The organism is Aliivibrio sp. A6 (genome assembly GCF_028765505.1).
Lineage (GTDB): Bacteria > Pseudomonadota > Gammaproteobacteria > Enterobacterales > Vibrionaceae > Aliivibrio > Aliivibrio finisterrensis_A.
Genome location: NZ_JARACR010000001.1, coordinates 53,498 through 78,400, shown reverse-complemented (window position 1 = coordinate 78,400; position 24,903 = coordinate 53,498). Strand labels below are relative to the sequence as shown.

The following is a 24,903-nucleotide window of genomic DNA, read 5'->3' as shown; positions in this document are numbered from 1 at the left end:
TTTATTCGGGTAATAAATATTCGTCAAAGCCAAGTTGAGTAAGATTTTCAAACGCTTCCCAAACATCGTCGGGAATATCCTGCGCTTCTTGATAACCCAAGGTTGGATAGATTTTTAGTCGATGTAACTCACCTAAAATAATACTAGCGACATGATCAAACGTTACGTCGTCAGTCGGGTAATTGATAAAACTAATATTAGGGGAGGTGATACAGAATTCTATATCGTTCCAGTTTTTTAAGAAAGTAGCAAGTAGTCTTCTTTCCATATAAGGCTTCTGAACTAACAGCAGAGACTCAACCTTGATATTTTTTTCTTTAAGCAAATCTTGAGTAAAAAAAATATTTTCACCCGTATTAGTCGCTTTTGTTTCCACAAGAATAGCAGAAGAGGGAACCCCCATATCTTTAGCTACATTTGCAAAAGTTTCAGCCTCGCTTAAGTGGAACAAGCCTTCTGTCGTACGTCCTTGCGCCCCTGAGAAGATAAGCAAAGGGGCATACCCATCAAGATAGAGTTGAGCAGCATGTTCAGCAACACGTAAATCATAGCTACATAACACAAAGATAGCATCGCTTTTTTTTATCTCTTGATTTAAAAGATGATAATCCCAAATAAGTTGAAGCTGTTGAAACAAACTGAGTGCCATACCATGATCCCTACTAAGTAACTATAGTTCAAATAATTGCACTGTAAGTCATCACTTTCAATTACTATTTTATGGCATGAATAACTATATATAGGATTGGTAAATACAATGTTAACTATTTGTGTTTACTGGTCTGGGAATATTGAACTAAACCACACTATCGTATGAATTTATATTGCAAATAAATATAAGTTACATGTTTCTCAGATTTGTAAAAAAAATATGTTAAGTTAATCCCAAATAATGTTTAAAGTCGCTATTAATTCATAGTGGCTATATTAACGATAATCTCAAGGAGAGAAAATGGCTGGTGTATTAGGAATGATTTTGGCTGGTGGTGAAGGCTCACGCCTACGCCCGTTAACTGAGTCTCGCACAAAACCTGCGGTGCCGTTTGGTGGTAGCTACCGATTAATTGATTTTGCATTAAACAATTTTGTAAATGCAGATTTAATGCGAATTTATGTTTTAACCCAATTTAAGTCACAGTCTCTATTTCAACATATGAAAAAAGGTTGGAATGTAAATGGAATTACCGATCGCTTTATTGACCCCATTCCAGCTCAAATGCGTACAGGAAAGCGTTGGTATGAAGGAACAGCCGATGCTATTTATCAAAATATTAGCTTTATTGAAGCATCAGAGCCAGAACATGTATGTATTTTTGGTTCTGACCATATCTATAAAATGGATATTCGACAAATGCTCGATTTCCATAAGAAAAAGCAAGCAGCACTGACTGTTTCTGCACTTCGTATGCCTGCGAAAGACGCCACTGGCTTTGGTGTTATTGAGGTAGATGAACATGGGAAAATGATTGGTTTTGAAGAGAAACCAGCCAATCCCAAATGTATTCCAGGTCAACCGGGCATTGCTCTTGTCTCTATGGGAAATTACATTTTTGAATCTGAAAGTTTATGTAAAGAGCTGAAATATGATGCAGATCTTGCAGATTCGTCGCACGACTTTGGTAAAGATATCATTCCTAAGATGTTCCCTGAAGGAAATGTCTATGTTTATGATTTCAGCACTAACCAAATTACAGGTGAAAAAGAAGAGGTATATTGGCGTGATGTAGGTACGATTGAATCGTATTGGGAAGCACACATGGATCTTCTTAAAAAGGACGCTCCATTTTCTCTTTATAACCGTAAATGGCCGCTACATACCTATTACCCGCCACTTCCACCTGCCACATTTAGTGATTCAGATAATGGACGAGTGCAAATTATTGACAGCTTAGTGTGTGGCGGTAGTTATATTCGTGGTTCTCGTATCGAGAAGTCAGTTCTAGGTTTCCGTAGTAATATTGCTTCAGCGTGTGATATTAGCGAAAGTATTCTTTTAGGTGATGTAAAAATTGGTAAAGGTTGTGTTTTACGCCGAGTTATCATTGATAAAGGTGTAGATATTGCCCCTGGAACTGAAATTGGTGTTAATCTTCAAGAAGATAAGAAAAAATATCATGTTTCAGATGAGGGTATCGTAGTTATCCCTAAAGGAGAGAGAATTGGTTACTAAGACGCTTTCAATTTTATTTGTAGCATCTGAGGTCGAAGGATTGATCAAAAGTGGAGGCTTGGCAGATGTTGCCAAGGCTCTGCCTAAATCGCTTAAAAAGTTAGGTCATAATGTCAGCATTGCAATGCCTGCTTATATCACTATTCCTGGTCGAGATGATGCCGATATCTTATTAAGTACAAAATTAGAGCATTGGCCACACACCGCGTATCAAGTTCGAGCGTTAGACGTGGACGGTGTACCTGTATTTGCTATCGAGTGTGCAGAATATTTTGATCGTGCAGAAATGTACGCAGAAAATAATCAAGCGTATGCTGATAATGGTGAGCGTTTCGCTTTTTTTAGTGCGGCTTGTCTGGATATGCTGCCAAAATTGAACATTAAGCCAGAAATCATTCATGCTAATGATTGGCACACAGGCTTAGTCCCATACTTACTGAAAAAACGTTACAGCAATGATGCGTTTTTTGCACAAACCCGAAGTGTGCTTTCTGTTCATAATGCGGTGTTTAAAGGTATCTTCCATTATGATGAGATTGAATGTCTTTCTGAGTTTAAATCACATTATGTGCCAGAAGCGGCTGTCAGTCATAGCCATGTCAGCTTACTTAAAGCAGGAGTGTTATGTGCAGATAAAATTAATGCAGTAAGCCCTACGTATGCCAAAGAGCTGCTGACAGAGCTTGGTTCTCATGGTATGGCTAATGAATTTCAGTCAAGAGAAGCTGATCTGTTTGGTATTCTGAATGGCTGTGATTACAGTGAGTGGAGCCCTGAAGTAGATAGTTTTATACCTAAACAGTTTAAAGCAAATCGTATCAGCATGGTTCGAGGCAAAAAAGCGTGTAAAGCGGCTTTGCAAGCAGAAGTGAATCTTCCTCAAAAAGACGTTGCTGTCTATGGCATGGTTTGTCGTTTGACTAACCAAAAAGGCATTCATTATCTATTACCAATCTTAGAACAGTTCTTAAAAAATGATGTTCAAGTCGTTATTGTGGGTACAGGTGATCCCTTTTTGGCGAACCAATTGGCGGAGATCTCTGCGATTCATAGCGATAAATTTGCTTTTGTTGAAGCTTACAGTAATAAGTTGGCACACTGGGTAGAAGCGGCTTCAGATTTCTTTTTAATGCCATCAGAATTTGAACCTTGTGGCTTAAATCAAATTTATAGCATGGCTTATGGCACATTACCGATTGTACGAGAAGTTGGTGGTCTTAAAGACAGTGTTATTGATTATGATACTGACTCTGAAAATGCGACAGGCTTTAGTTTTAAAAAACCAGACCCAATAGAATTACTGTTGGTACTAATGCGTTCTTTATTACTGTATAGCCAAGATCTTAATGAGGTTAAGCGTGTGCAGTTACATGCAATGACGCAAAATTTTAGTTGGGATGAAGCGGCAGATAACTACCTTAAGATGTATTTGTCGTAATTTGAATAAAACAGCTAATTGACAATATTTAGAGGAAAGGCATTACGTCTTTCCTTTTTATTTAAGGTCGATAAGCGTATAGGATCAGATAAATTTTACTGAAACTGTATCTTGACGTTACTTGGGTATAGAATAACGCTCTTTACTGGCTAGGTATCGCATCGTGATTTCAAAACTTCCTAAATGGGTCGAATACGGCACCTTCTTTCTAGCACTTTTAGCTGGGATCACTAACTCAGTAGGCTTACTGGGTTTTCAGCACCAATCTATCTCTCATCTCTCTGGTACTGCAACGTTGCTTGGAACTCAACTGCTTGGGTTCAACGAAACAACATGGCACTTATTCTTTATCATCTTTAGCTTTATCTTAGGCTCTTCATTAAGTAGCTTAATTGTCGGTTGTACCGCATTAAAATTAGGGCGCCGATATAATTTCGCACTCTGTATTGAAAGTATTTTGTTGTTTACTGCAATGATTGTTTTAGGTGAAGGAAGTCAGTGGGGGCATTACTTTGCTTCTGCGGCTTGTGGATTACAAAATGGCTTGGTTACCACTTATAGTGGCGCAGTAGTTCGTACTACTCATGTAACGGGAGTGCTTACTGATCTTGGGATTATGCTAGGTATGAAGTTAAAGGGAGAGCCGATTCATCGTCGTCGTTTAGCATTGTATTTATTTATCGCATTGGGCTTTGTGTTTGGTGGCGTGATTGGTGGTTATTTCTATCCTTTTCTTGGGATAAATACGCTAGCTATTCCTGCGACATTATGTGCGTTGTTAGCGTTTTCTTATTCAGTTTATTTATACAAACATAAAGATTATTGAGTGGTATTAGATAAGATTATCAAATAAAAATGGCCGCTAACTTAGCGGCCATTTTTAGTCTTAATCACTAATTTTTAATTTAGTATTAAGAGTTTGATGTTTGTACTAGTGGCTTGTATGGGTTATCAGCTTTACGACACGCTGCTGTAGTAAAGATAACATCAGTTGAGCTGTTTAGCGCCGTTTCAGCTGAATCTTGAACAACACCAATGATAAAGCCGATAGCAACGACTTGCATTGCAATATCATTTGAAATACCAAATAGGCTACATGCTAATGGGATAAGCAGTAATGAACCGCCAGCAACCCCTGAAGCACCACATGCAGAAATCGCAGCAACTAGGCTAAGTAGTAATGCAGTAGCCAAATCAACTTCAACACCTGCTGTATTTACCGCTGCAAGCGTTAATACGGTAATTGTGATTGCAGCGCCTGCCATGTTAATCGTTGCACCTAGTGGGATTGATACTGAGTAAGTATCTTTGTGTAGGTTTAGACGTTCGCACAACGCCATGTTTACCGGAATATTTGCTGCAGAGCTTCGTGTGAAGAATGCCGTTACACCACTTTCACGTAAGCATAAGAAAACAAGTGGGTATGGGTTACGTTTCGTACGGATAAATACGATAAGTGGATTCACAACAAGGGCAATGAATGCCATTGAACCAAGCAGTACAGCTAACAGGTGAGAATAACTCGCTAGTGCATCAAAGCCTGTTTCAGCAAATGTGCTTGATACTAAACCAAAGATACCAATCGGAGCGAAACGAATAACAACCGTTACAATGTCTGAAATACAGTTAGATAGATCAATAAAGACTTTTTTGGTAGCATCAGAGGCAGAGTGTAGGCCTAAACCTAACGCGACAGCCCAGCCTAAAATACCAATGAAATTACCTGTCATTAACGCATTGATTGGGTTATCAATGATTTTAAACAGTAAAGTATGAAGGACTTCAGCAATCCCTTCAGGAGCGCTGTTAGTTGCAGCATCTGTAACTAAAGTAAGGGTTGTTGGAAAAAGGAAGCTCATAACCACAGCGGTTAATGAGGCACAAAAAGTACCCACTAAATACAAAACGATGACAGGTTTCATGTTTGAATCTTGTCCTCGTTTTTGGTTAGCGATAGAAGAGGCAACCAAAATGAAAACAAGGATAGGAGCAATTGCTTTAAGTGCGCTAACAAATAGCTGACCAAACAATCCCGCAGAAGTGGCGATATCTGGGGATAAGGTAGCAAGTGCAACACCTGCAATAATACCAATAAGTATTTGAATTATGATGTTTGTATTCATCATACGAACGAGTAAGGGCTGGGCTTGCGACATATAAAATTCCTTTAAATGAGTACTACATGCATCTTATCTGATGCTTATGCGAAGAATGGTAACATTATTGTCTATTTTTTTGCACTATCTTGTTAAAGACTTCTCGAAAAATGCCGATAATATAGAGAATTAATGAGTTATCAAACCAATAGTTGACTATATTATCAACGAAAATAATAAAATGAGCGATATATATGAGTGGAATGTTAAATAGTGTTGACCAACGTACTCAACTTGTAGGTGAAAATCGGTTGGAATTGTTGCTTTTTAAGCTTAATACAACTCAAATTTTTGCTATCAATGTATTTAAAGTTAAAGAAATTCTGAAAGTACCAAAGTTAACGAAGCTTCCAGGATCTCATTATCATATTTCAGGTGTTGCGAGTTTACGTGGTGAATCAGTACCTGTGATTGACTTGCGTGGTGCTATTGGTATGAAAGCGATGGGTAACGATGAAGAAATGAACTTGATTATTACCGAGTACAACCGAACGACTCAAGGGTTCTTAGTTGGCCAAGTGCAAAATATTATTAATACAACATGGGCAGACATACAGCCGCCACCGAAAACGGTTGGGCGTCATAACTATCTTACAGCAATCACTCAAGTTGAAGTTGAGCCTGAGAATAGTCGCATTGTAGAGATTATCGATGTTGAAAAAGTACTGGCAGAAATTATTGAATATGATATTTCTATTTCAGAAGGTGTATTAGATCAAGAGTTAGTAAATCATATGCATGGGCGTAGAGTGCTGATTGTTGATGATTCAAGCACAGCTCGTACACAGGTGCGAAACACACTAGAGCAACTTGGTTTAGAAGTAATAGAAAAAAGTGATGGAAGACAAGCACTTAATTTACTAAAACAATGGTGTGATGAAGGCAAGAACATTAATGATGAAATATTATTGATGATCACCGATGCTGAGATGCCAGAAATGGACGGCTATCGTTTAACTCATGAAATCCGTACCGATCCTAGAATGAATGATTTATTTATTACCTTAAATACATCACTAAGCGGAAGCTTTAATGATGCGATGGTAGCAAAAGTAGGTTGTGACCGATTTATCTCTAAATTCCAGCCAGACTTGATTGTTGGAGTCGTTCAAGATCGTTTAGCCCAAATCATATAAAGCACGACATAGTGTATTTATATTGTGACAATAATGTTTTATTTTGGTAAGATTTTGACAGTTCCATGACATTGGAGCGACTAGAACAAGACACTTTGTCTTTTTACACATCAATTTAAGGTATATTGTTCGTATATGATCTGGATGACATCCAAGTTAGTAATTACGCTGATGGTTTTAGCGTATAGAACATATCACAAGGGACGTGTAAAATCGGAAGCTAAGCTTGATGATTAGCTTAGTCGATGAATTAAAAAGGAGGCTGATTAGCCTCCTTTTTTATTCTGCATTAAATATAGCGATAGATAGTGCTGAAAGGCTGTAATCAAAGATCACATGTTTTGATTCGATTGTGGAGTATTGGGTATTACAGACCAAAGCCCAGCGATTATAATGCTGAGATTTAGGCAACTCAAAACGAGTCGGTACATTGGACTGATTTATCATTATTAATAACTCTTTTTCACCATCATAAATGTTGAGGTGAAGACACAGTGCTTCGGCGCGGTGCCAATCACCATGTGTCATGTTATTTCCTTCAGGTGTATACCAATTTACTTTTTGCTTTGTTCGTTTACTGCCACTAAAGGCGTTAATCATGGGTACCATATGAGTTTGTCGTGCTTGGATTATATCGGCAAGCCAAACTTTAAATTCATCAGCATGCTTATCAAGCTTCCAATTTACCCAGCTAATATCACTGTCTTGGCAATACGCATTATTATTGCCTTTTTGAGTGTGCGAGCAAGCATCGGCAGCAAGAAGGTGAGGAATACCAAAACTAAATAATAATGTTGTTATCATATTGCGCTTTTGTTTCTCACGTAACGCAATAATCCTTGGGTTCGTCGTCTCTCCCTCAACGCCATAATTATCTGAACGGTTATCTCCATGACCATCTTGGTTATCTTCACCATTAGCATGATTATGACGTTCTTTATAGCTTACGAGGTCTTGAAGCGTAAACCCGTCATGATAACTTACATAATTTACCGGTAATTTGTGCGGCCATCGAGAAGCACTGACAAGATCACGAGAACCCATAATACGAGTAGCAATGGATTTTAGATAATTTTGCTCGCCGCGCCAAAAGCTCTTAGTCGTGTCACGAAATTTATCGCTACATTCATTCCAACCATCAGGAAACTCTCCGACTTGATAGCCATTTGGGCCAATATCCCAAGGTTCGGCAATCAACTTTACTTTTTGAAGGGTAGGATCCTGAGCAACCGCTTTAAAAAAAGCATTGTTAGGGTTAAATTGGTCATATTCTCGACCTAGTGTTGCAGCTAAGTCAAAACGAAATCCATCAACATGGTAATGCTCAACCCAATATCTTAAAGTATCCATGACCAAGTTGAGACTTGGTTGATGAGTAATATCTAACGTGTTACCACAACCAGTATAATTAGTATAATTACCATGGTGATGTAAATAATAATCTTGGTCTAACCCTTTTAAGTTAAACGTTGTACCGCCATTTCCACCTTCAGCAGTATGGTTATAAACGACATCTAAAATTACTTCGATATTGTTTTTATGTAGCTCCCTAATGGCAGTTTTTAGCTCATTGACCGCGTCTGATTTCGCGTATCTAGGATCTGGGGCCATAAAGGCTATTGGGTTGTAGCCCCAGTAGTTCACCATATTCATCTTGAGAAGATGTGGTTCATGCATACAGGCGGCAACAGGAAGTAGCTGTACCGTAGTGATCCCTTGTTGTTTTAGATGCTTAATGTTTGCAGGATCAGCTAAGCCAAGGTATGTACCTCTAACAGACTCTTCAACGTCAGAATTTAGCAAGGTAAACCCTTTTACATGCGTCTCTAATAAAATGGTTTCAGAGCGAGGTATCATAGGCCTCTGACTTTCTTGCCAATCGAAATCGTTATTAACAACAACACATTGAGCTAATGTCCAACTTTGTTTAGCAGTATAGGGAACTTGATAGTGAGGACTGTTTTTTAATGCTTTAGCATAAGGGTCGAGTAATAAAAGGGCCTCATTGTCTTGAATGATTTTGAATCCATAAACAGTATGTTCAGTCACATCATCAATTAATGTGTACTTAATGGTTCCATATTCTTCCGTAAATGGGTGCTCTGTATGATTTCCATTATCATCAAAAATAATCAGAGAAATAGGGTATGGTGAAGCATGGTGCACAGAAAAGTTACACCCATTTTTTGTAAGCGTCGCACCGAGTGGGTACGGAAAGGCATGCTGTATGTTCACAATATTCCTCGAATAAACAACAAAAGCCCAATTGATGGTTGGGCTTTTAAAAATGAGATCATTACGATTAATGTAATATTTATTGAGCGCCAGCTTCTTTATAGAGCCTTTGGCACGCTTTTCCATCATTATGAAATAAGTGGCAGCGATGAGCGGGAATACCTACAGAGAATGTATCACCAGCCTCAACGAGTGCTGTATCCGGTACACGGTATATCATATCGGCATCGGCATCTTCAATTGTTAAATAAATTTGTGTTTCATATCCCAATTTTTCAACAACTAAAACATTTCCTTTAATAACAGCATCACCATTTTCTTCGGACACTAAATGTTCAGGGCGAACGCCTAATGACATTCTTTCACCGCGAGTAACATTTGTGCCATCAACCGGGATCCATAGTGTTGAGCCATTTTTAAACTGAACTTTAACTTGATTCTTTTCTACATCTTCAATAAAGACGCTAATAAAGTTCATTTTTGGAGAGCCAATAAAGCCAGCAACAAAACGATTTTTTGGGTAATGATATAGCTCTAGTGGCGCACCAACTTGAGAAACGTATCCGCCATCAAGTACCACGATTTTCTCTGCCATTGTCATTGCTTCTACTTGGTCATGAGTTACGTAGATCATGGTACAGCCAAGTTTCTTATGCAGTTTGGCAATTTCGATACGCATTTGAACACGTAATGCGGCGTCTAGGTTTGATAAGGGCTCATCAAGAAGAAAAACGTTTGGTTGAGATACCAAAGTACGGCCAATAGCCACACGTTGACGTTGACCGCCAGAAAGTGCTTTTGGTTGACGCTCTAGTAAGTGACCAAGTTGCAGGATATCAGCCGCGTGATCGACGCGCTTTTTGATTTCGGCTTTGTCGGCCTTTGCTAATTTGAGACCAAACGACATGTTATCAAATAAGTTTAAATGCGGATAAAGCGCGTAAGATTGGAACACCATCCCAACCCCACGTTTAGAAGGTTCGACATCATTCATTCGCTTATCACCCATGTATAAGTCACCAGAAGTAATGTCTTCTAAACCCGCAATACAGCGTAATAAGGTGGATTTACCACAGCCTGATGGGCCAACAAAAACAACAAATTCACCAGAATTGATTTCTAAATCTACATTTTTTGAGATTTTAACGTCGCCATAGGATTTGCAAACGTTGCGTAAAGTGACACTCGTCATTGTGTCTATCCTCGTCTAATTTTAAATTATTTTATATCAACGATGCATTAAGTTGATATTAGCTATTTGCTTTATGGTGTCATTCTTAAGCAAAAGAGCGAAAACGTCATCCTCCTCCTTCCTATTTTTTTTGGGGGAGTAGGGGGGAGGAGTACGTACGTCACATTTTTAATAAATATCGATGGAGTTCAAAGTTTTTTTAAATTTCAATGTGAGATGAATCGCATTTGAATGGCATTCTGTGATGTGGCGCAATATCAATTAAGTTTTAGATCACGCTTTTATGTCATAAAGAAAAAGGCGTAGAGAGTAGGATGATGAATTCAACGTGAGAATTTATGAAAATACATTCTGAAAATTGAATCATCACCTACTTTTACCTAACCCTACGGATGATTCATTAATTATAAAGGAAGGATTCACAATGAAAAAAGTCCTCAGTACTGTCGCACTATGCACAATGGCAGCTCTTGGTTCAATTAACGCTTCTGCTGCAATCGAAGAAGGTCAACTTACTATTTGGGTGACTGGTGATAAGTCTTATGAAGGTATGGCTGAAGTAGGTAAACGATTTGAAGAAGATACCGGTATTAAGGTAACGGTTGCTTTTCCTGATAAAGCAGAAGAGAAGTTTGCTCAAGTCGCTGCGGCAGGTGATGGCCCAGATATGATTTTCTATGCACATGACCGCTTTGGTGGTTTTGCTGAGGCTGGACTGTTAGCAGAAATCAAACCATCTGAAGAGCTGAAATCTGAAATCGTAGATTTTGCTTGGGACGCGGTAGAGTATAAAGGAAAAACAATTGCATACCCAATCGCGATTGAATCTGTGTCATTAATTTATAATAAAGCAATCATCAAAACGCCACCAAAAAATTGGGAAGATATTCCAGCATTAGATAAAGAACTAATGGCTAAAAACCAAAAAGCAATCATGTGGCCTTTACGTGGTGGCGCTTACTTCACATGGCCTCTACTTGCTGCAGATGGTGGATATGCCTTTAAGAAAACGGCTGATGGTTATGATATTAAGAACGCAGGTGTGAACCAAAAAGGGGTTCAAGATGCGATGGGCTTTATCGAAAAAATGGTAAAAGATAAAACCATTTCTGCAGATATGGATTACTCAGTTGCCGAATCTGAATTTGTAAAAGGCAATGTTGCAATGATGATTAACGGTCCTTGGGGCTGGGCAAACATTGAAAAAGCTGGCATCGACTATGGCGTAACAACCTTGCCTAAATTCCACGGTCAAGCATCTAAACCATTTGTTGGGGTTTGGGTTGGTGGTATTAGTGCTGTTTCTCCAAACAAAGATCTTGCTGTTGAATTTTTTGAAAGCTACTTATTGACAGATGAAGGTTTAAAAAGTCTGAATGATGATAAGCCACTAGGCGCAGTAGCCTTAAATTCATACCAAGCACAATTAGGTAATGATTCTCGTATCGCAGCGACAATGGACAATGCAATGAATGGTGAAATTATGCCAAATATTCCACAGTTCACGACGTTCTGGTACAGCATGGAAGAAGCTCTGGGTAATGTGGTTGATGGTCGTCAAATGATCAATGATGCATTAGCAGCAGCAGAACAACGCATGACTAAGTAAGTCGAAATATTAAGAGGGAGAGCTGGGGTTTCCATTTCTTCCTCTTTAAATATTATTATCAAATTACCCTCTATATACCCATCGTAGTAAGCTTGTTATCGCTATTAATTGACTTACTAGGTTGGTATTTTTTAAAAGGTCTTGGAGCTTATGACAACAGCAGTCGCTTCGCATTCAAATTATAAATCATTGGCAAAATGGGGGCTTTTATCCGCTATTGCAGCGATAAATGGTTATGTTTGCGTACTTATGTATTCTCGTGGTGAAACTGCATTTGCAATGTTAACGCTTGTATTAACATCGTTAGCTGTTTATGTGTTTGGTAGTAAAAAAACTTATGCACATCGATATACCTTCCCAGGTATTGCGGGCATGATTTTATTCATTATTTTCCCATTGGTTTATACCGTAGGGTTGGCATTTACCAATTACAGTGCAACGAACCAAGTTACCTTAGAGCGTGCTCAAGCAGTTCATCTATCAAAGACGTATCAAAGTGGTAAGAGCTATAAGTTTCAATTAATGAATCAAGGTGATGGCTACGCGTTAACGATTAAAGATTCAGGTCAACTGTTAGCAACAGAGACTTTTCAGATTTCAGAGGCGGTTGAGCGTCATTTAGATCTGAAGCCTGTAGAAACAGTGAAAGGAAAAAAAGCTAAGATCAAAGAGATCATTGCTAAGCGTCCAAGCTTAAATTTAATTACCTTGTCTATGCCATCTGGTGAAGAAATTAAGATGAGTGGGTTACGTAAGTTTGCTGCGGTTGGGCCACTGTTTGTATTACAAGATGATGGTGAAACGTTATACAACAAAAAAACAGAAACCTACTTCAAAGCAAACCATGAAACAGGGTTTTATCAAGAAGTAAATGATAAGGATGTTTTTGTTGGTGATCCTATCTCTCCTGGTTTTGTTGTTAATGTTGGCGCGGCGAACTTTGAGCGTATCTGGAAAGATGACGGTATTAAAGAACCATTTATTAGCATCTTTATTTGGACGGTTATTTTTGCAACTTGCACAGTGGTGTTCACTCTAGCCATTGGTTTGGTTCTTGCTGCGGTAGTGCAATGGGAAGAGTTAAAAGGCCGTGCAGTTTATCGTTTATTGCTTATTCTTCCTTATGCGGTTCCTGCGTTTATCTCTATTTTGATTTTCCGTGGTCTCTTTAACCAAAGTTTCGGTGAGATCAATATGCTATTAGAAAGTATGTTTGGGATTCAGCCTAATTGGTTCTCAGACCCGTTCACTGCCAAAACAATGGTATTAATTGTAAACACTTGGTTAGGCTTCCCTTACATGATGATCTTATGTATGGGCTTATTAAAATCGATACCTGAAGATTTATACGAAGCATCAGCGATTGATGGAGCTGGGCCAATTCAGAATTTTTTCAAAATCACAGTACCAATGATGGTTAAACCACTAACCCCGTTATTGATTGCTGCATTTGCCTTTAACTTTAATAACTTTGTAATGATTGCGTTATTAACTAAAGGTGGACCAAACATGATTGGAACGACTGAACCTGCCGGTTATACCGACTTACTAGTAAGTTATACGTATCGAATCGCGTTTGAGGGCAGTGGTGGCCAAGACTTCGGTTTAGCAAGTGCAATTGCAACACTTATTTTCTTATTGGTTGGTGGCTTAGCGTTACTGAACCTACGTTTTACCAAATTATCAAATAACTAAACTAATAATAGTTAAGTAGCTATTTATAACGAAAATTGTATTTAGCTACTTGCAGACTAAATAAATAAGGATTCATTGATATGGCAATGGTTCAAGGAAAAAACTTAAAGTACCGCGTTTGGGCAACTCATGTAGCAATGTGGGTATTTTTAGCAATGATCATATTCCCACTGCTAATGGTTATTACAATTTCATTCCGTGAAGGTAACTTTGCTACAGGTAGCATTATTCCTGAAAACCCATCATTAGAGCACTGGAAATTGGCTCTGGGGATTGCAGTAGAGCACGCAGATGGCTCAACGACACAACCTCCATTCCCTGTTCTTACTTGGTTGTGGAATTCTGTAAAAATAGCAGCCATCAGCTCTATACTGATTGTTGCATTATCGACAACAAGTGCTTATGCGTTCGCAAGGTTACGCTTTAAAGGAAAAGAAACTATCCTTAAAGGTATGATGATTTTCCAAATGTTCCCAGCAGTTTTAGCGCTTGTGGCATTGTATGCTCTGTTTGATAAGTTAGGCCAATACATTCCATTCTTAGGCTTGAATACACATGGTGGTTTGATATTCGCTTATTTAGGAGGGATAGCCTTACACGTTTGGACGATTAAAGGCTATTTTGAAACCATTGATAATTCATTAGAAGAAGCGGCAGCATTAGATGGCGCAACACCATGGCAGGCATTCCGTTTAGTATTGTTACCATTATCGGTGCCAATTCTTGCAGTTGTGTTCATTTTGTCTTTTATTGGGGTAATTACTGAGGTTCCGGTAGCATCTTTACTACTTTCTGATGTAAACTCGTACACATTAGCAGTTGGTATGCAACAATATTTATACCCTCAGAACTACTTATGGGGTGATTTTGCGGCCGCTGCCGTATTATCAGCATTACCTATTACATTGGTTTTCTTACTTGCTCAGAAATTCCTTGTGGGTGGTTTGACAGCCGGTGGTGTAAAAGGATAACGATAATTATACGGACCCGACACATTTTGGGCAGGGTTCATTTGCGTAAAGAGCTTTATGATGGTTTGGTCGCCGATCGGTAAAGTGTTCAACGCAGTATTGGCATTACGCATAGCTGGGTAAGTGTTGCAGGATGCGACATTACTTCTTGTAATCAGAGCCTGAGTATTATCACTCAGGCTTTTTTCTGTCTATGAATTACTTAATGGCAGGATGGTAGATAGTTGATTGATTTCGACCATGTTCTTTTGAATAATAAAGAGCTTGCTCAACGTTGGTCCCAGGGAGGATAACAGTAAACTCTTCGCCACCGTAACGATCACAACAGAAGCGCTTACCTTCTTTCGTAATTATATTCAGGATAAGACAATAGCTAAACCTTGAGCACCATCTTCAGCGTAGTGAAGCGTAATCTCAGAGGTAAGTTCTATATGGTTTGAGAGCATTTTACGTGCGATGGCAGAATCATCGCAGATTAATATATTCATACTAAATTAGTCAAAATTTGAACGGTATGTCATTCTTCTTTTTATCAGAGCCTAAATCAATGATTTCATGTTAAATTTTCGTTATAACAGGTTCTGCTTAACACTTTTCATTATTGAGATTGAGGGCAGATAACAGCCTATATTTGCTAATGTTGATCTAGAATAAGGAATTGATAAATAAAATATGAATAAACAAAAACAAAAGTTGAATAATTAAAAAAAAGTTGAATAATAGAAGGGTAACAAAAGGCACAGATCTATGTGCAACCTACAGATGTATAATAAAGAGAATAATGATGAACAACGAATACGTATTAGTTATCAATTCAGGCAGCTCTTCACTAAAGTTTGCTGTTATCGATTCTGCTTCTGGTGATGCAGTATTAAGTGGCCTTGGTGAGTGTTTTGGTCTGGAAGATGCTCGTATGAGCTGGAAGTATCAAGGACAGAAAACTGAAATCGCCATTGAAGGCGAAGAGAACCACCATAAAATTGCAATTGGCAAATTAGTAGGGCTGACTGAAGAGTTAGGCTTTACTGATGGTATTGTTGCAATTGGTCATCGTATCGTTCACGGTGGTGAAAAATTCACACAAACAGTTCGCATTTCTGAAGAAGTAACTCAAGAGATTGAGAGCCTATCAGATCTTGCTCCATTACATAACCCAGCAGGTGCTATTGGTATTCGTGCTGCTGTTGAAGCCTTCCCTTCTCTTCCTCAATTTGCGGTATTTGACACAGCGTTCCACCAAACTATGCCAAAGCGTGCATACACAGGTGCTATTGCTAAAGAGTTATATACTGATTTTGGTGTTCGTCGCTACGGTTTCCACGGTACAAGCCACTATTTCGTAAGCCGTGAAGCTGCGAAAATGATTAACAAGCCAATCGAAGAATCGAGCTTTATCTCTGTTCACCTAGGTAATGGCGCATCAGTTTGTGCAATTAAAGACGGTAACAGTGTTGATACGTCAATGGGCTTTACCCCGCTTTCTGGCTTAATGATGGGTACACGTTGTGGTGACTTAGATCCAGGCATCATTGAGTACCTACTTAAGAAAGGTTGGTCACAAGAGCAAGTATTTAACTCTCTAAACAAAGAGTCTGGTTTCCTAGGTGTGTCTGGTCTAACAAGTGATGCTCGCGGTATCCTTGAAGCAATGGAAGAGGGACACGAAGGTGCTACATTAGCATTCCAAGTGTTTACATACCGTGTTGCTAAGTACGTGGCTTCTTACCTAGCTGCATTAGATTCTTTAGATGGCATCATCTTCACTGGTGGTATCGGTGAGAATTCATTACCAATCCGTCGTGAAATCTTAAACAACCTTAAAATTCTAGGGTTTGTTGAAGATGTTGCTGGTAACGAAGGAGCACGTTTTGGCGCTGATGGCATTATCGCTAAATCAGAAATGCTGAACGCTGTTGCTATGGTTATCCCAACTAATGAGGAAAGAGTGATAGTATCGCAGTCAGTGGCGTTACTTTCAAAGTAGTCGTCTCTTATAGGAACAGCAAAGGGCTAACACTAGTGTTAGCCCTTTTTTTATCTTTAATTCATGGGTTTGCGATCTTGATCGCTAAAATACAACTTAGAGTATTGATCAATTCCTCAAAGGTGCAATAATAACCCCAACACCATATGAGAGAACAATAGTACCTTTTAATGTTTCTAAGGATATAAAATGAATAAAGCTACAACTCTCTTAAATACCCACACTGCATATATCTACTCTCGTGTAAGCAAAGAAGCACAAGTTAATGGAGACGGTCTTCGTCGTCAGATTGATAATGCTTTTCGATTTATTGATTCAAAAAATAGAGAATTGATGGAGAAGGGCTTACCAACTTATGTCGTAGCAGACGAATTAATTACGGATAGGGGTCTATCTGCATACAAAGGTTACAACACTGCGGCTAATGGTGGGTTAGGTGCCTTTTTGGAAGCGGCTAAAAGAGGCGAGGTAAAGCGAGGCTCACTGTTAGTGGTTGAAGCAGTTGATCGTATAAGTCGAATGCCAGCCGATGAGTCACGTAAAACATTCGGCTTGTTCAAAGAGTATGGTATTGATGTCGCCATTGTGAAGTTTGGTGTAATTATAAAACATAGTGAAAGTACAACTCTTGAGAATGATTTATTGATCACCGCAGCAATCCACCTCGCACATATGGAAAGCCAGCAGAAGTCTAATAGGATTAATGACCGTTTCGAAGAAAAGCGTAAGCAAGAAAAGTTAGGTGGAGCTAAGCGCACAACTATTTGTCCGCTCTGGATGAAAATATCTGAAGATAAAAAGAGTTTTGAGTTAATACCAGATCGCGCTCGTGTAATGCGTCGTATTATTGATATGAAATTAAACGGTATGGGCTGTCAACGTATTGCTAGTACCCTTAATGAAGAGGGCGTACCTTATTTCAATGGTAAAACGTGGTCAACGCGTATCGTGCTTAAGTATTGCAAGATGATACAGCTATATGGCGCTTTTCAGAGAGTCCGTCATGTAAGAACGGAACACTGTACTCAGAAACAGCCTTGGGGTGATGTAGAGCAAAACTACTACCCTGCGTTAATCGACGAGCAAACATTCTTACGATTAAAGAACTCGTTTAAGAAATCGGGTGGACGACAAACAGGAGCTTTTAGTAACTTGTTTAGTGGCCTTCTTTGTTGTCCGAAGTGTGGCTCTTCAATGAGCTATTACAAACCAAACAGAGGAAGTCTTAAAGTTCGATGCAGAAAGCAGCTAGATAAACAAGGTTGCGACCAGAGGGCGTTAAACTATGAAGAAATCGAAGAACGTCTAATACGTGCTCTAGCTGGTTTAGATTACGCAAAGATCAATGATAGTAGTTTTATTGACGTAAGTGCAGAACTAAGTCTGTTAGAAGCCACTATAGCAGAGCTAAACGAGAACGTTAATGTTGTTGCTGCACAGCTTATGAAAAACACCGACCCGCGTATGTGCGAGACGCTTACGGACAAGCTTAGTCAGTTATATAATGAGATCGATTCCAATAAAGTTAGATTCGATGAGTTGTCTATTTTACATAGTAATTATGATATTTCGGTCATCGATAACTTAGAACTCAGTGAGAATAAAGATAGAGAGCGTTATAATCACTTTATTAAACAGTTCGTTAAATACATAATCTGCACTGATAAGAAGCAAGGTGGCTCTCTGAGAGTAGTGTTTAAAGCTGACGCTATAGGAGAGCTACCATTCAGCTTTGATGGCGATGATAGGAATGATAAGGCAGTAAGTGATGTATTCACAGCTAACAAGGCGGTTAGCCCGTCAAACACAATACGCACTATTAACATGGATAAAAGCTCTACAGTATATCTACCAATACTAAAAGAGATAACAGATGTTAAGCAACCAAATGACTTGAACGACACTAGGGATCGACTAAGGTATATGCACGCGATACGTGTTGCTGTGAGATTTAATCCAAGTAAGTGGGCCGAGATAGCTAAGAAAGCCCAGTTAAAGTATTGAAAAAAAACTTAATAATTACCGCCGTTAATTTAAATGATTACGGCGGTAATTTTTAAACGTATTTTCCTATCATTATTAAATAATAAATACTACTTCTATTATTCATTTTAATTAAACTGATTGATTATAGTAATTACATTGATAATAATTTAAAGTAATTCACTAATTATAAATATTAAATTTAAGATAAAATGCATTTAAAATAATTATCTTATTACTCTATAAGAGAGTAAACCTCTTTAAAAAATTACTCTACTATATAGTAATCTTGGTAATTACTCACTCTGCATAAGTACAAAAATAAAAATAATCCGTACTAGCTCTCTGCAAAATCCTTTTGTTTTTCATAAGCCTTAAATAAATTGAGTGGCTATGCTTTTAAAATATTTAATTACAATGGTTAAAAAGTAATACTTAAATCTCACAAAATAATAGATAATAAATATATGAGATTAATTCACCCCCTCTTTTTAATAATTAATCTGATGGCAAGCTGTGTCTGGTCGTCTATTTGTTCCAAATAGCTCCCAACCTTGTACTCCGCCTGTTAGTTGGTTGCACTAACCACCTTCGGTGTTAGCGCTAATAAGTCACTTGCTTTAACTATGTTTTAATAATTAGAAACGTACTACCAATAAAATAAAAATAATAAAAGGTAAATAAAATGAATGCATCATTATTGGATACTCTACGAAATACTAACCCTGACGATTTTAAAGCCATTGAGGCAGCGATTAAGGTAGTAAAGAAGGAGCAATATAAAGCAAGGAAGGAACCTGCTGAGCTACTAATTAAATCAGTTAAAACGAATCTTACTAATCTTGAGCATCAAGAACTAATAAAAAAGCAATGTGCTGCTGGATACTCAAAGTTATCTTCATTTATTCGCGATGTAATAAATAATGCAGTAAAAGTTAAACCAATTGTTTTAGAGCCGTCAAAAACCTTCTTCTCTAAAACATCTGATTTAACCAACTATATCGAAACAATCGCAGAGCACATAGAGTGCGGCAGGACTCTTAATAAAGACGAGGCAACAGCAACACTAATAGTGCTGCAAGGGCTTCGAAGAGAGTTCCAAGCCACAAGGCATCTTCTCGTTAATAGCTTTACTCAAGAGGCTGCTTACGAAGTCGCTAGAGAGCATCTGACCATAGAACAACTTCTAGCACTACTTCAAGAGAAGGAATGCCAACATGATCTATAAAGAACCAGATCAAAAGGGTGGAAAGCATTCCGCTTCAACTGCTGAAACGTTAGTTAACTATATCGCTGGCGATGATGAGCGAGTCGCTAAATACCTTGTTCAGTACGTTAAGGGCGACACTAAAGAAGCTGGCGCGGTTACTGAATTCATCTGCGCTAACAACATCCTTAATATCCCTGAGAACGCGAGGAGCGCATCAGGTGAAGATCTGGATATGTCAGCAGCAATAAGAGAAATGCAGGACTCGATCAAGCTTAACCCGAACGCCAAGCAGCAGTTTAAGCATATGATTGTTAGCCTTGATACTGACGAACACCTCAGTAAGGCACAATGGCGCAAGACAGTAAGGAAGCTCATGAGTTACTTAGGTTACGATAACTGCCGTTACATAGCCTTTAAGCATAACGATACTGATGAGCAGCATGTCCACATTGTTACTTCCACTATCGATACCATTACGCGTAAGCGTGTACGCGACTCATATAGCAAGATACGCGCTCAAGAGGTAATGAGAGAGTTAGAGAAGGAATTTGGATTACGTGAACTAGTTAGTAGTAAAGATATTGGTTATGACGTTAAAGCAGAGATTAACGATGCATCCATCTTCAACAAGAAAGCTCAGATAGCTCGGTTAGTAAAGCAAGGTATCAATAAGCTTACAGAAGGTTCTACGCTTGCTGATTTTGTTGTTGCTGTAGAGTCAACACATACCGATCTTAAAGTGGAGATACAACGCAAGGGTAATACTGCTACTGGCTTAGTGTTTAACCTTAATGAGATTCGCATGTCAGCCTCCCAACTAGGTGGTAATCGCAAGTACACGCTTGGTAAGCTGATAGGTAGCGGTATCTTAGATAAAGAGTGTAGATGCTTAGATAATCACGAAGAAGAGCTAGAGAGAGCGGCAAAGCACGCTCAGAAGCAATTGCTTGATGCTACTGCGGCTGCTGACGATAAACGCGATGAAGATAATAGAATCACACTGATTAAGTTCTCAGCAAGCGCTAGACACGCTAAAGAGGTTAATAACTTAATAAGCGACATGCGACTCGCAATGAGAGCGCGTAGAGCATCAAGGGGCGCTTCTGATGTTGCTTATGTAGTTGAAGTTAGGTCCGCACTTAAAGATTTGGGCGGAAGCATAGGAAACATCGCTGAAGCAATCATTGAGCATCTTCTTTATCAGCTTCTTGAGAATAAAGAAAAGGTGTATGCGGAACGCATGCAGAAAACATATAACTCAACGATCGTAGAAGAAATCAGCGAAACTGAGTATAAAAACTTTACTGCTAATGCGTATACTGAAATTTTAAATAAAGATAGTAAAAACAAAAAGGATAAAGTCTATAATGCTTTTGGCTCTGTTATAGATAAGGAATTACACATTCATAACTAATAATAAATGAACTTATCAAATGCTTTGAGATTATTTAGTCTAGCAAGTGTTAGGCTAATAATCGTTAGCTTGCGACGCTTTTATGTATACACATTTTGGGCGTAATAGAGGCTTCAAAAGAGAGTTATACCGTTCCTTTGTATTTAATATTCCTTATGTGCGGTAATTTCGGGAGCTAAAGGATGGTTTGATATTCGTGAATATATCCTCGCTCACTTAGGTAACTATTCAGACATCGCTGAAGTTTGAATATTCGGGAAATAATCTTCTTAAATTATATTATCCATTATTAATATAATTTAAGTAATTACTATTTATTGTAATGAAAGCACTTGTGAAATATATGTATTTAACTTGACTAGATAACTAATAAGGTAGTTACGTTAATTTTTGGTAGTTATATTAATTGAATTTGGTATTTAAAATGGTTAATATAAATTAAAAATAGAAAAAGGTTATTTATGGCTAGTGTCGCTGAAATTCTCACATCAAAATACAATCAAGACATATCAAAATCAAATTTTGGCCTTGCTGGTTATAATATTTATAAGCATCCAAAGGGAATGCAGTTACAACTTAAGTATAATGATAAGAATTTAAAGAAATACGTTATTATAGCTAAAGTTAAAATCAAAGATAACATGCCTGAAACTATCAGTAATTTCATTGAAATGTATGGGAGTGCAGATTTAAAAAATGGTAAATACAAGATTACACCAGAAATTTTTAATAAATTATGCCAGCAACATAAAAAATATAACGAGCTAATTATTGATTGCAATGTAGAACAAAGTCGCTCTCAAGTGGTAATTGAACGAGCAGGGATCAGAAAAAACATTTCAAAAATGGCATTAAGTATTCATGTTGTTGCAGATATTGTTGAAAAACTTTCTGTGAGTAAATGTTTAACTGCATTAGAGGCACAAGATTTATGGCAAGCTATGTATCGGATCGAACAAGCTTTAACCGCATATAAGATGCCATCGGAATTATTTCAAAATATGCTTTTTTATAATGAAGCTAAGAAAAAAGAAATCAGTAATAAATTTGTTACAGCATATGTAATCGGATCTATAGATAACGCTAAGCGCTTTTTACCTTATCGTTCTGATCTAGATGGGTTTGGTGTAGGAGCAAATAAGAAGTCCATATCAAATAATAAAAGTTTGATTGATTCTTATATGAATAGATTAGATGGTATCTAAAATACAGTGATGCTATGCGTGTGCTGATCAGCACGCGCAATTTATGATAATACAAAGAAGTTATCGGGAATTTAAGTCCTATCATTTTACCTTATATCAACGACTTAAATGTTGCTAACTTTCCCATTAGTACTTAATTATAGAAAACTTCTTTGAAAAATAGTAGCTTATATAGAAAAGGAACCTCGTTTAAGCGGTTCCTTTTTGGTAGCGTTAACTTACATTAAAGCCGTACGAAGATAGAGAATCTTGAATTTTTTTCAAATTGTATTCTTTTTTTCTACGATAATGCTTTATAAAGAAAAAGATGTTTTGGATTAAAATTGGGAAGCCTATTATTAAAAGAGAGAGGGGTAAAGCTATAATCATTCCGAATAAGGCAACTTTAAGGCAGGAAGTAGACTCTCTATTGATAAATGATACTTCCGAAAAGTCTATAATTTTTCTACTATTAACTACGAGCGCTAGTAGAATATAAGAATCGTAGAATTTTTTTAGGTATAGCTCTACATTCTCACCCACTAAGAGAAACGAATCACATGTGTTATATGCCAATACATTCTTTAACATGATATATTCATTATTCTCATCGATAAGTTTGATATAGGCATATTTACTAGATGTTTGATCAAATTTTTTTTGACCCAACATATCAATTCTTCCTTTGTATACTTTTACAGCCATGATCAGCATTTACCCGCTGCTTTTAATAGCGCATTACAATTAGCACTAGAGGGAGTTCTTTTTCCATCTGTTGCAGAACAAATAGCATCACTTGTAACCAATACACCACCCGTGTAATAACACTGGAAGCGACGACCTTTGTATATTGCATCAAACTCAACTTTCATTAAATCTGCTGTTCGATTTTCAATTCGAATCTTATCTGCGCTTGTTCCTAATGCAAATGCAGCCTTTCTCTGAATACTTGTATTATCCCGAGTATTATTATCAATAACGCTACAGCCAGATAGAATGCCTGTCATTAATAGAAATAAAGTATATTTCGTATGCTTCATTGCTCGATAAACCCTTTTTTATAAATACCTTTGCACCCGTATGGGTGCAATTCGGGGCGATAATATCTGCGATAGTGATTGCACACAAATAGGAGCAATCATAAGTATGATAGAGATCACGGTTCGTAAAAACATTACTGGTTCTAGAATAAAAAGTATCAGGCTATCAAAAGAATTATCACAGCAGGATGTTGATCGTATTGCCTCATTACAAGGTATAGATCTCACTCGTAGTAAGTTGGCAAAAATTGAAACAGGTATGATACGAGTTACAGATGAAACTTTGCGTGATCTTTCTATTGTGCTTGATGTTAATGTTAATGAGTTTTTTGAATAGCAAAAATTCTTGGTGGGATTTAGGCTATTGGGTTAGCCATTTTTTACCGTTGTTTTTTATATTTCATACCTTAACTAGTTACTGTAAATATTCATTTTAGGCACTTTACTATTCATTAAGTTAGATCAAAAGAAAGCTTCCCAACTAAGATCTAAGTTACTTACAAACATTACATTGACTCGTTATCCATCAAATCTATAAATCGAACAAAGTTAATGAACAGTCGATTTTTAAATAAAATATCCTGTCCGATCTATTGCTTCTTATCTACAAGATAATCTCTTCTTTTATGTGGAAACCACGCAGTTTACCTCATTATCATTTGTGATGAAGATCTCAAAACATAAAATAGAATAAATTGTTTTTTGGCGTATTAAAAGTCTTACTTTATACAAAATGAATAATTGAACTTGGTTGATAAATAAGTGGGAATTTGATGTGTTAATTGTCCTTATTATATCTTGCCATTAGATAAAGGTCAATTTTATGTTGTTGTTTTACATGTATTTATAGTTTGACGTTATGGTTTTTCTATCATAGTTTATCGCCAGAAGAACATGGTTCTAACAGTCGTACTCGTGCTAATAAAACTAATATAAATAACTAAAATGGTGATAATTATGGCTAGACTTAAATATTATTTAGAAAATAAAACAGGCTTAATACTTGAGGATGAATGTCAAAGTGTGGCGGGGATTGGTGTAGGTAATGACATCTATTTGACTCGTTATAATGAGAGCGAAGGAGATTCGGTTGTTCTAGCTGCAATAGATTCACAAGAAAGTGACACGTCTATGATAAATCGCTTTAAGATTTTTGAAAATGAAGAAAGTTACGACGATTATGTAGAGAAGTGCAGTCATGTTAATGGTTTTCATTTTATGTGGAACGATTGGAATTTTGCATTGCATATGTACAATAATATGGAAAGTCGACACAGTAGTCGCTGGGCAGAAGATGATTACGAATCGTTTGATTACTAAAAGCTGCCGATAGCCTTATCTGACAGGATAAAAGAAGAGGTTGGTGTATAAGTAAAATCAATATCTATGAGTGAAAACTTTAAGTCATAGATTAGAAAGTATGTTAAATATAATTAGAAAAAAGCGGCGTCTATTCGTTGCCGCTTTGATGTTATCAATTTGAAGC

The 24,903-nt window shown here is 37.5% G+C and carries 20 protein-coding genes; 14 read left to right on the top strand and 6 right to left on the bottom strand.

The genetic code is table 11. The annotated features are described in order from the left end of the window. Position 1: 1 nt before the first annotated feature. The gene (locus PVK70_RS00275) at positions 2–649 is read right to left on the bottom strand and encodes a YdcF family protein (RefSeq protein WP_130048354.1); all 648 of its coding nucleotides are present in this window, start codon (positions 647–649) and stop codon (positions 2–4) included. Positions 650–952: 303 nt separating this feature from the next. On the opposite strand from PVK70_RS00275, the gene glgC reads away from it, so the two are divergent. The 3 genes from glgC (at position 953) to PVK70_RS00260 (ending at position 4,434) form a co-directional block, all read left to right on the top strand. Beyond that, positions 953–2,170: a glucose-1-phosphate adenylyltransferase gene (glgC, locus tag PVK70_RS00270; protein ID WP_130043656.1), complete on the top strand. Its 1,218-nt coding sequence runs from the start codon at positions 953–955 to the stop codon at positions 2,168–2,170. Beyond that, positions 2,160–3,608, top strand: a complete 1,449-nt coding sequence (gene glgA, locus PVK70_RS00265) for a glycogen synthase GlgA (RefSeq protein ID WP_130048353.1) — start codon at positions 2,160–2,162, stop codon at positions 3,606–3,608. Before glgC ends, glgA begins: the two co-directional genes overlap by 11 nt. A gap of 163 nt (positions 3,609–3,771) precedes the next feature. Further along, on the top strand, positions 3,772–4,434 hold the full coding sequence (locus tag PVK70_RS00260) for a YoaK family protein (RefSeq protein ID WP_130048352.1): 663 nt from the start codon (positions 3,772–3,774) through the stop codon (positions 4,432–4,434). A gap of 85 nt (positions 4,435–4,519) precedes the next feature. On the opposite strand, the gene sstT is transcribed toward PVK70_RS00260, so the two are convergent. After that, a complete protein-coding gene (sstT, locus tag PVK70_RS00255) occupies positions 4,520–5,764 on the bottom strand; it encodes a serine/threonine transporter SstT (RefSeq protein WP_130048351.1) in 1,245 nt (414 codons plus the stop codon). Positions 5,765–5,958: 194 nt separating this feature from the next. Here sstT and PVK70_RS00250 point away from each other — a divergent pair, with 194 nt between their 5' ends. After that, the gene (locus PVK70_RS00250; RefSeq protein WP_130048350.1) at positions 5,959–6,900 is read left to right on the top strand and encodes a chemotaxis protein CheV; all 942 of its coding nucleotides are present in this window, start codon (positions 5,959–5,961) and stop codon (positions 6,898–6,900) included. Between the two features lie 279 nt (positions 6,901–7,179). On the opposite strand, the gene glgX is transcribed toward PVK70_RS00250, so the two are convergent. Together glgX and malK are read right to left on the bottom strand one after the other, a co-directional pair. After that, a complete protein-coding gene (gene glgX, locus PVK70_RS00245) occupies positions 7,180–9,135 on the bottom strand; it encodes a glycogen debranching protein GlgX (RefSeq protein ID WP_130048349.1) in 1,956 nt (651 codons plus the stop codon). Between the two features lie 79 nt (positions 9,136–9,214). Further along, entirely contained in the window at positions 9,215–10,327 is a 1,113-nt protein-coding gene (gene malK / locus PVK70_RS00240) for a maltose/maltodextrin ABC transporter ATP-binding protein MalK (RefSeq protein ID WP_130043662.1), read from the bottom strand. Positions 10,328–10,751: 424 nt separating this feature from the next. Here malK and malE point away from each other — a divergent pair, with 424 nt between their 5' ends. From malE to PVK70_RS00200, 8 genes are all read left to right on the top strand, one after another. Then, positions 10,752–11,936: a maltose/maltodextrin ABC transporter substrate-binding protein MalE gene (gene malE, locus PVK70_RS00235; protein WP_130048348.1), complete on the top strand. Its 1,185-nt coding sequence runs from the start codon at positions 10,752–10,754 to the stop codon at positions 11,934–11,936. Between the two features lie 150 nt (positions 11,937–12,086). Further along, positions 12,087–13,631: a maltose ABC transporter permease MalF gene (gene malF / locus PVK70_RS00230; protein WP_130048347.1), complete on the top strand. Its 1,545-nt coding sequence runs from the start codon at positions 12,087–12,089 to the stop codon at positions 13,629–13,631. Between the two features lie 80 nt (positions 13,632–13,711). Next, a complete protein-coding gene (gene malG / locus PVK70_RS00225) occupies positions 13,712–14,602 on the top strand; it encodes a maltose ABC transporter permease MalG (protein WP_130043664.1) in 891 nt (296 codons plus the stop codon). A gap of 784 nt (positions 14,603–15,386) precedes the next feature. Beyond that, positions 15,387–16,586, top strand: coding sequence for an acetate/propionate family kinase (locus tag PVK70_RS00220; protein WP_165367187.1), 1,200 nt, complete (start codon positions 15,387–15,389; stop codon positions 16,584–16,586). 189 nt (positions 16,587–16,775) lie between these two features. Then, positions 16,776–18,590, top strand: a complete 1,815-nt coding sequence (locus PVK70_RS00215) for a recombinase family protein (RefSeq protein WP_130048345.1) — start codon at positions 16,776–16,778, stop codon at positions 18,588–18,590. A 664-nt stretch (positions 18,591–19,254) separates the two neighbouring features. Continuing rightward, entirely contained in the window at positions 19,255–19,797 is a 543-nt protein-coding gene (locus tag PVK70_RS00210) for a chromosome partitioning protein ParA (protein ID WP_130048344.1), read from the top strand. After that, positions 19,787–21,193 (top strand): relaxase/mobilization nuclease domain-containing protein, encoded by a 1,407-nt coding sequence (locus PVK70_RS00205; RefSeq protein WP_130048343.1) that lies wholly within the window; start codon positions 19,787–19,789, stop codon positions 21,191–21,193. The genes PVK70_RS00210 and PVK70_RS00205 overlap by 11 nt, the downstream gene beginning before the upstream one ends. Positions 21,194–21,654: 461 nt before the next feature. Then, positions 21,655–22,398, top strand: a complete 744-nt coding sequence (locus tag PVK70_RS00200) for a hypothetical protein (RefSeq protein WP_130066621.1) — start codon at positions 21,655–21,657, stop codon at positions 22,396–22,398. 213 nt (positions 22,399–22,611) lie between these two features. Here PVK70_RS00200 and PVK70_RS00195 read toward each other — a convergent pair whose 3' ends face one another. Continuing rightward, the gene (locus PVK70_RS00195; protein ID WP_130049472.1) at positions 22,612–23,082 is read right to left on the bottom strand and encodes a hypothetical protein; all 471 of its coding nucleotides are present in this window, start codon (positions 23,080–23,082) and stop codon (positions 22,612–22,614) included. 2 nt (positions 23,083–23,084) lie between these two features. Then, positions 23,085–23,417: a hypothetical protein gene (locus PVK70_RS00190; protein ID WP_130049473.1), complete on the bottom strand. Its 333-nt coding sequence runs from the start codon at positions 23,415–23,417 to the stop codon at positions 23,085–23,087. 106 nt (positions 23,418–23,523) lie between these two features. Between PVK70_RS00190 and PVK70_RS00185 the strand changes: the two genes are divergently transcribed. Both PVK70_RS00185 and PVK70_RS00180 read left to right on the top strand, forming a co-directional pair. Continuing rightward, a complete protein-coding gene (locus PVK70_RS00185) occupies positions 23,524–23,754 on the top strand; it encodes a helix-turn-helix domain-containing protein (protein ID WP_130049474.1) in 231 nt (76 codons plus the stop codon). Positions 23,755–24,374: 620 nt separating this feature from the next. Beyond that, positions 24,375–24,737 carry a hypothetical protein gene (locus PVK70_RS00180; protein ID WP_130049475.1) on the top strand — a complete coding sequence of 121 codons (363 nt, stop codon included), beginning with the start codon at positions 24,375–24,377 and terminating at the stop codon, positions 24,735–24,737. The last annotated feature ends 166 nt before the right edge of the window (positions 24,738–24,903 follow it).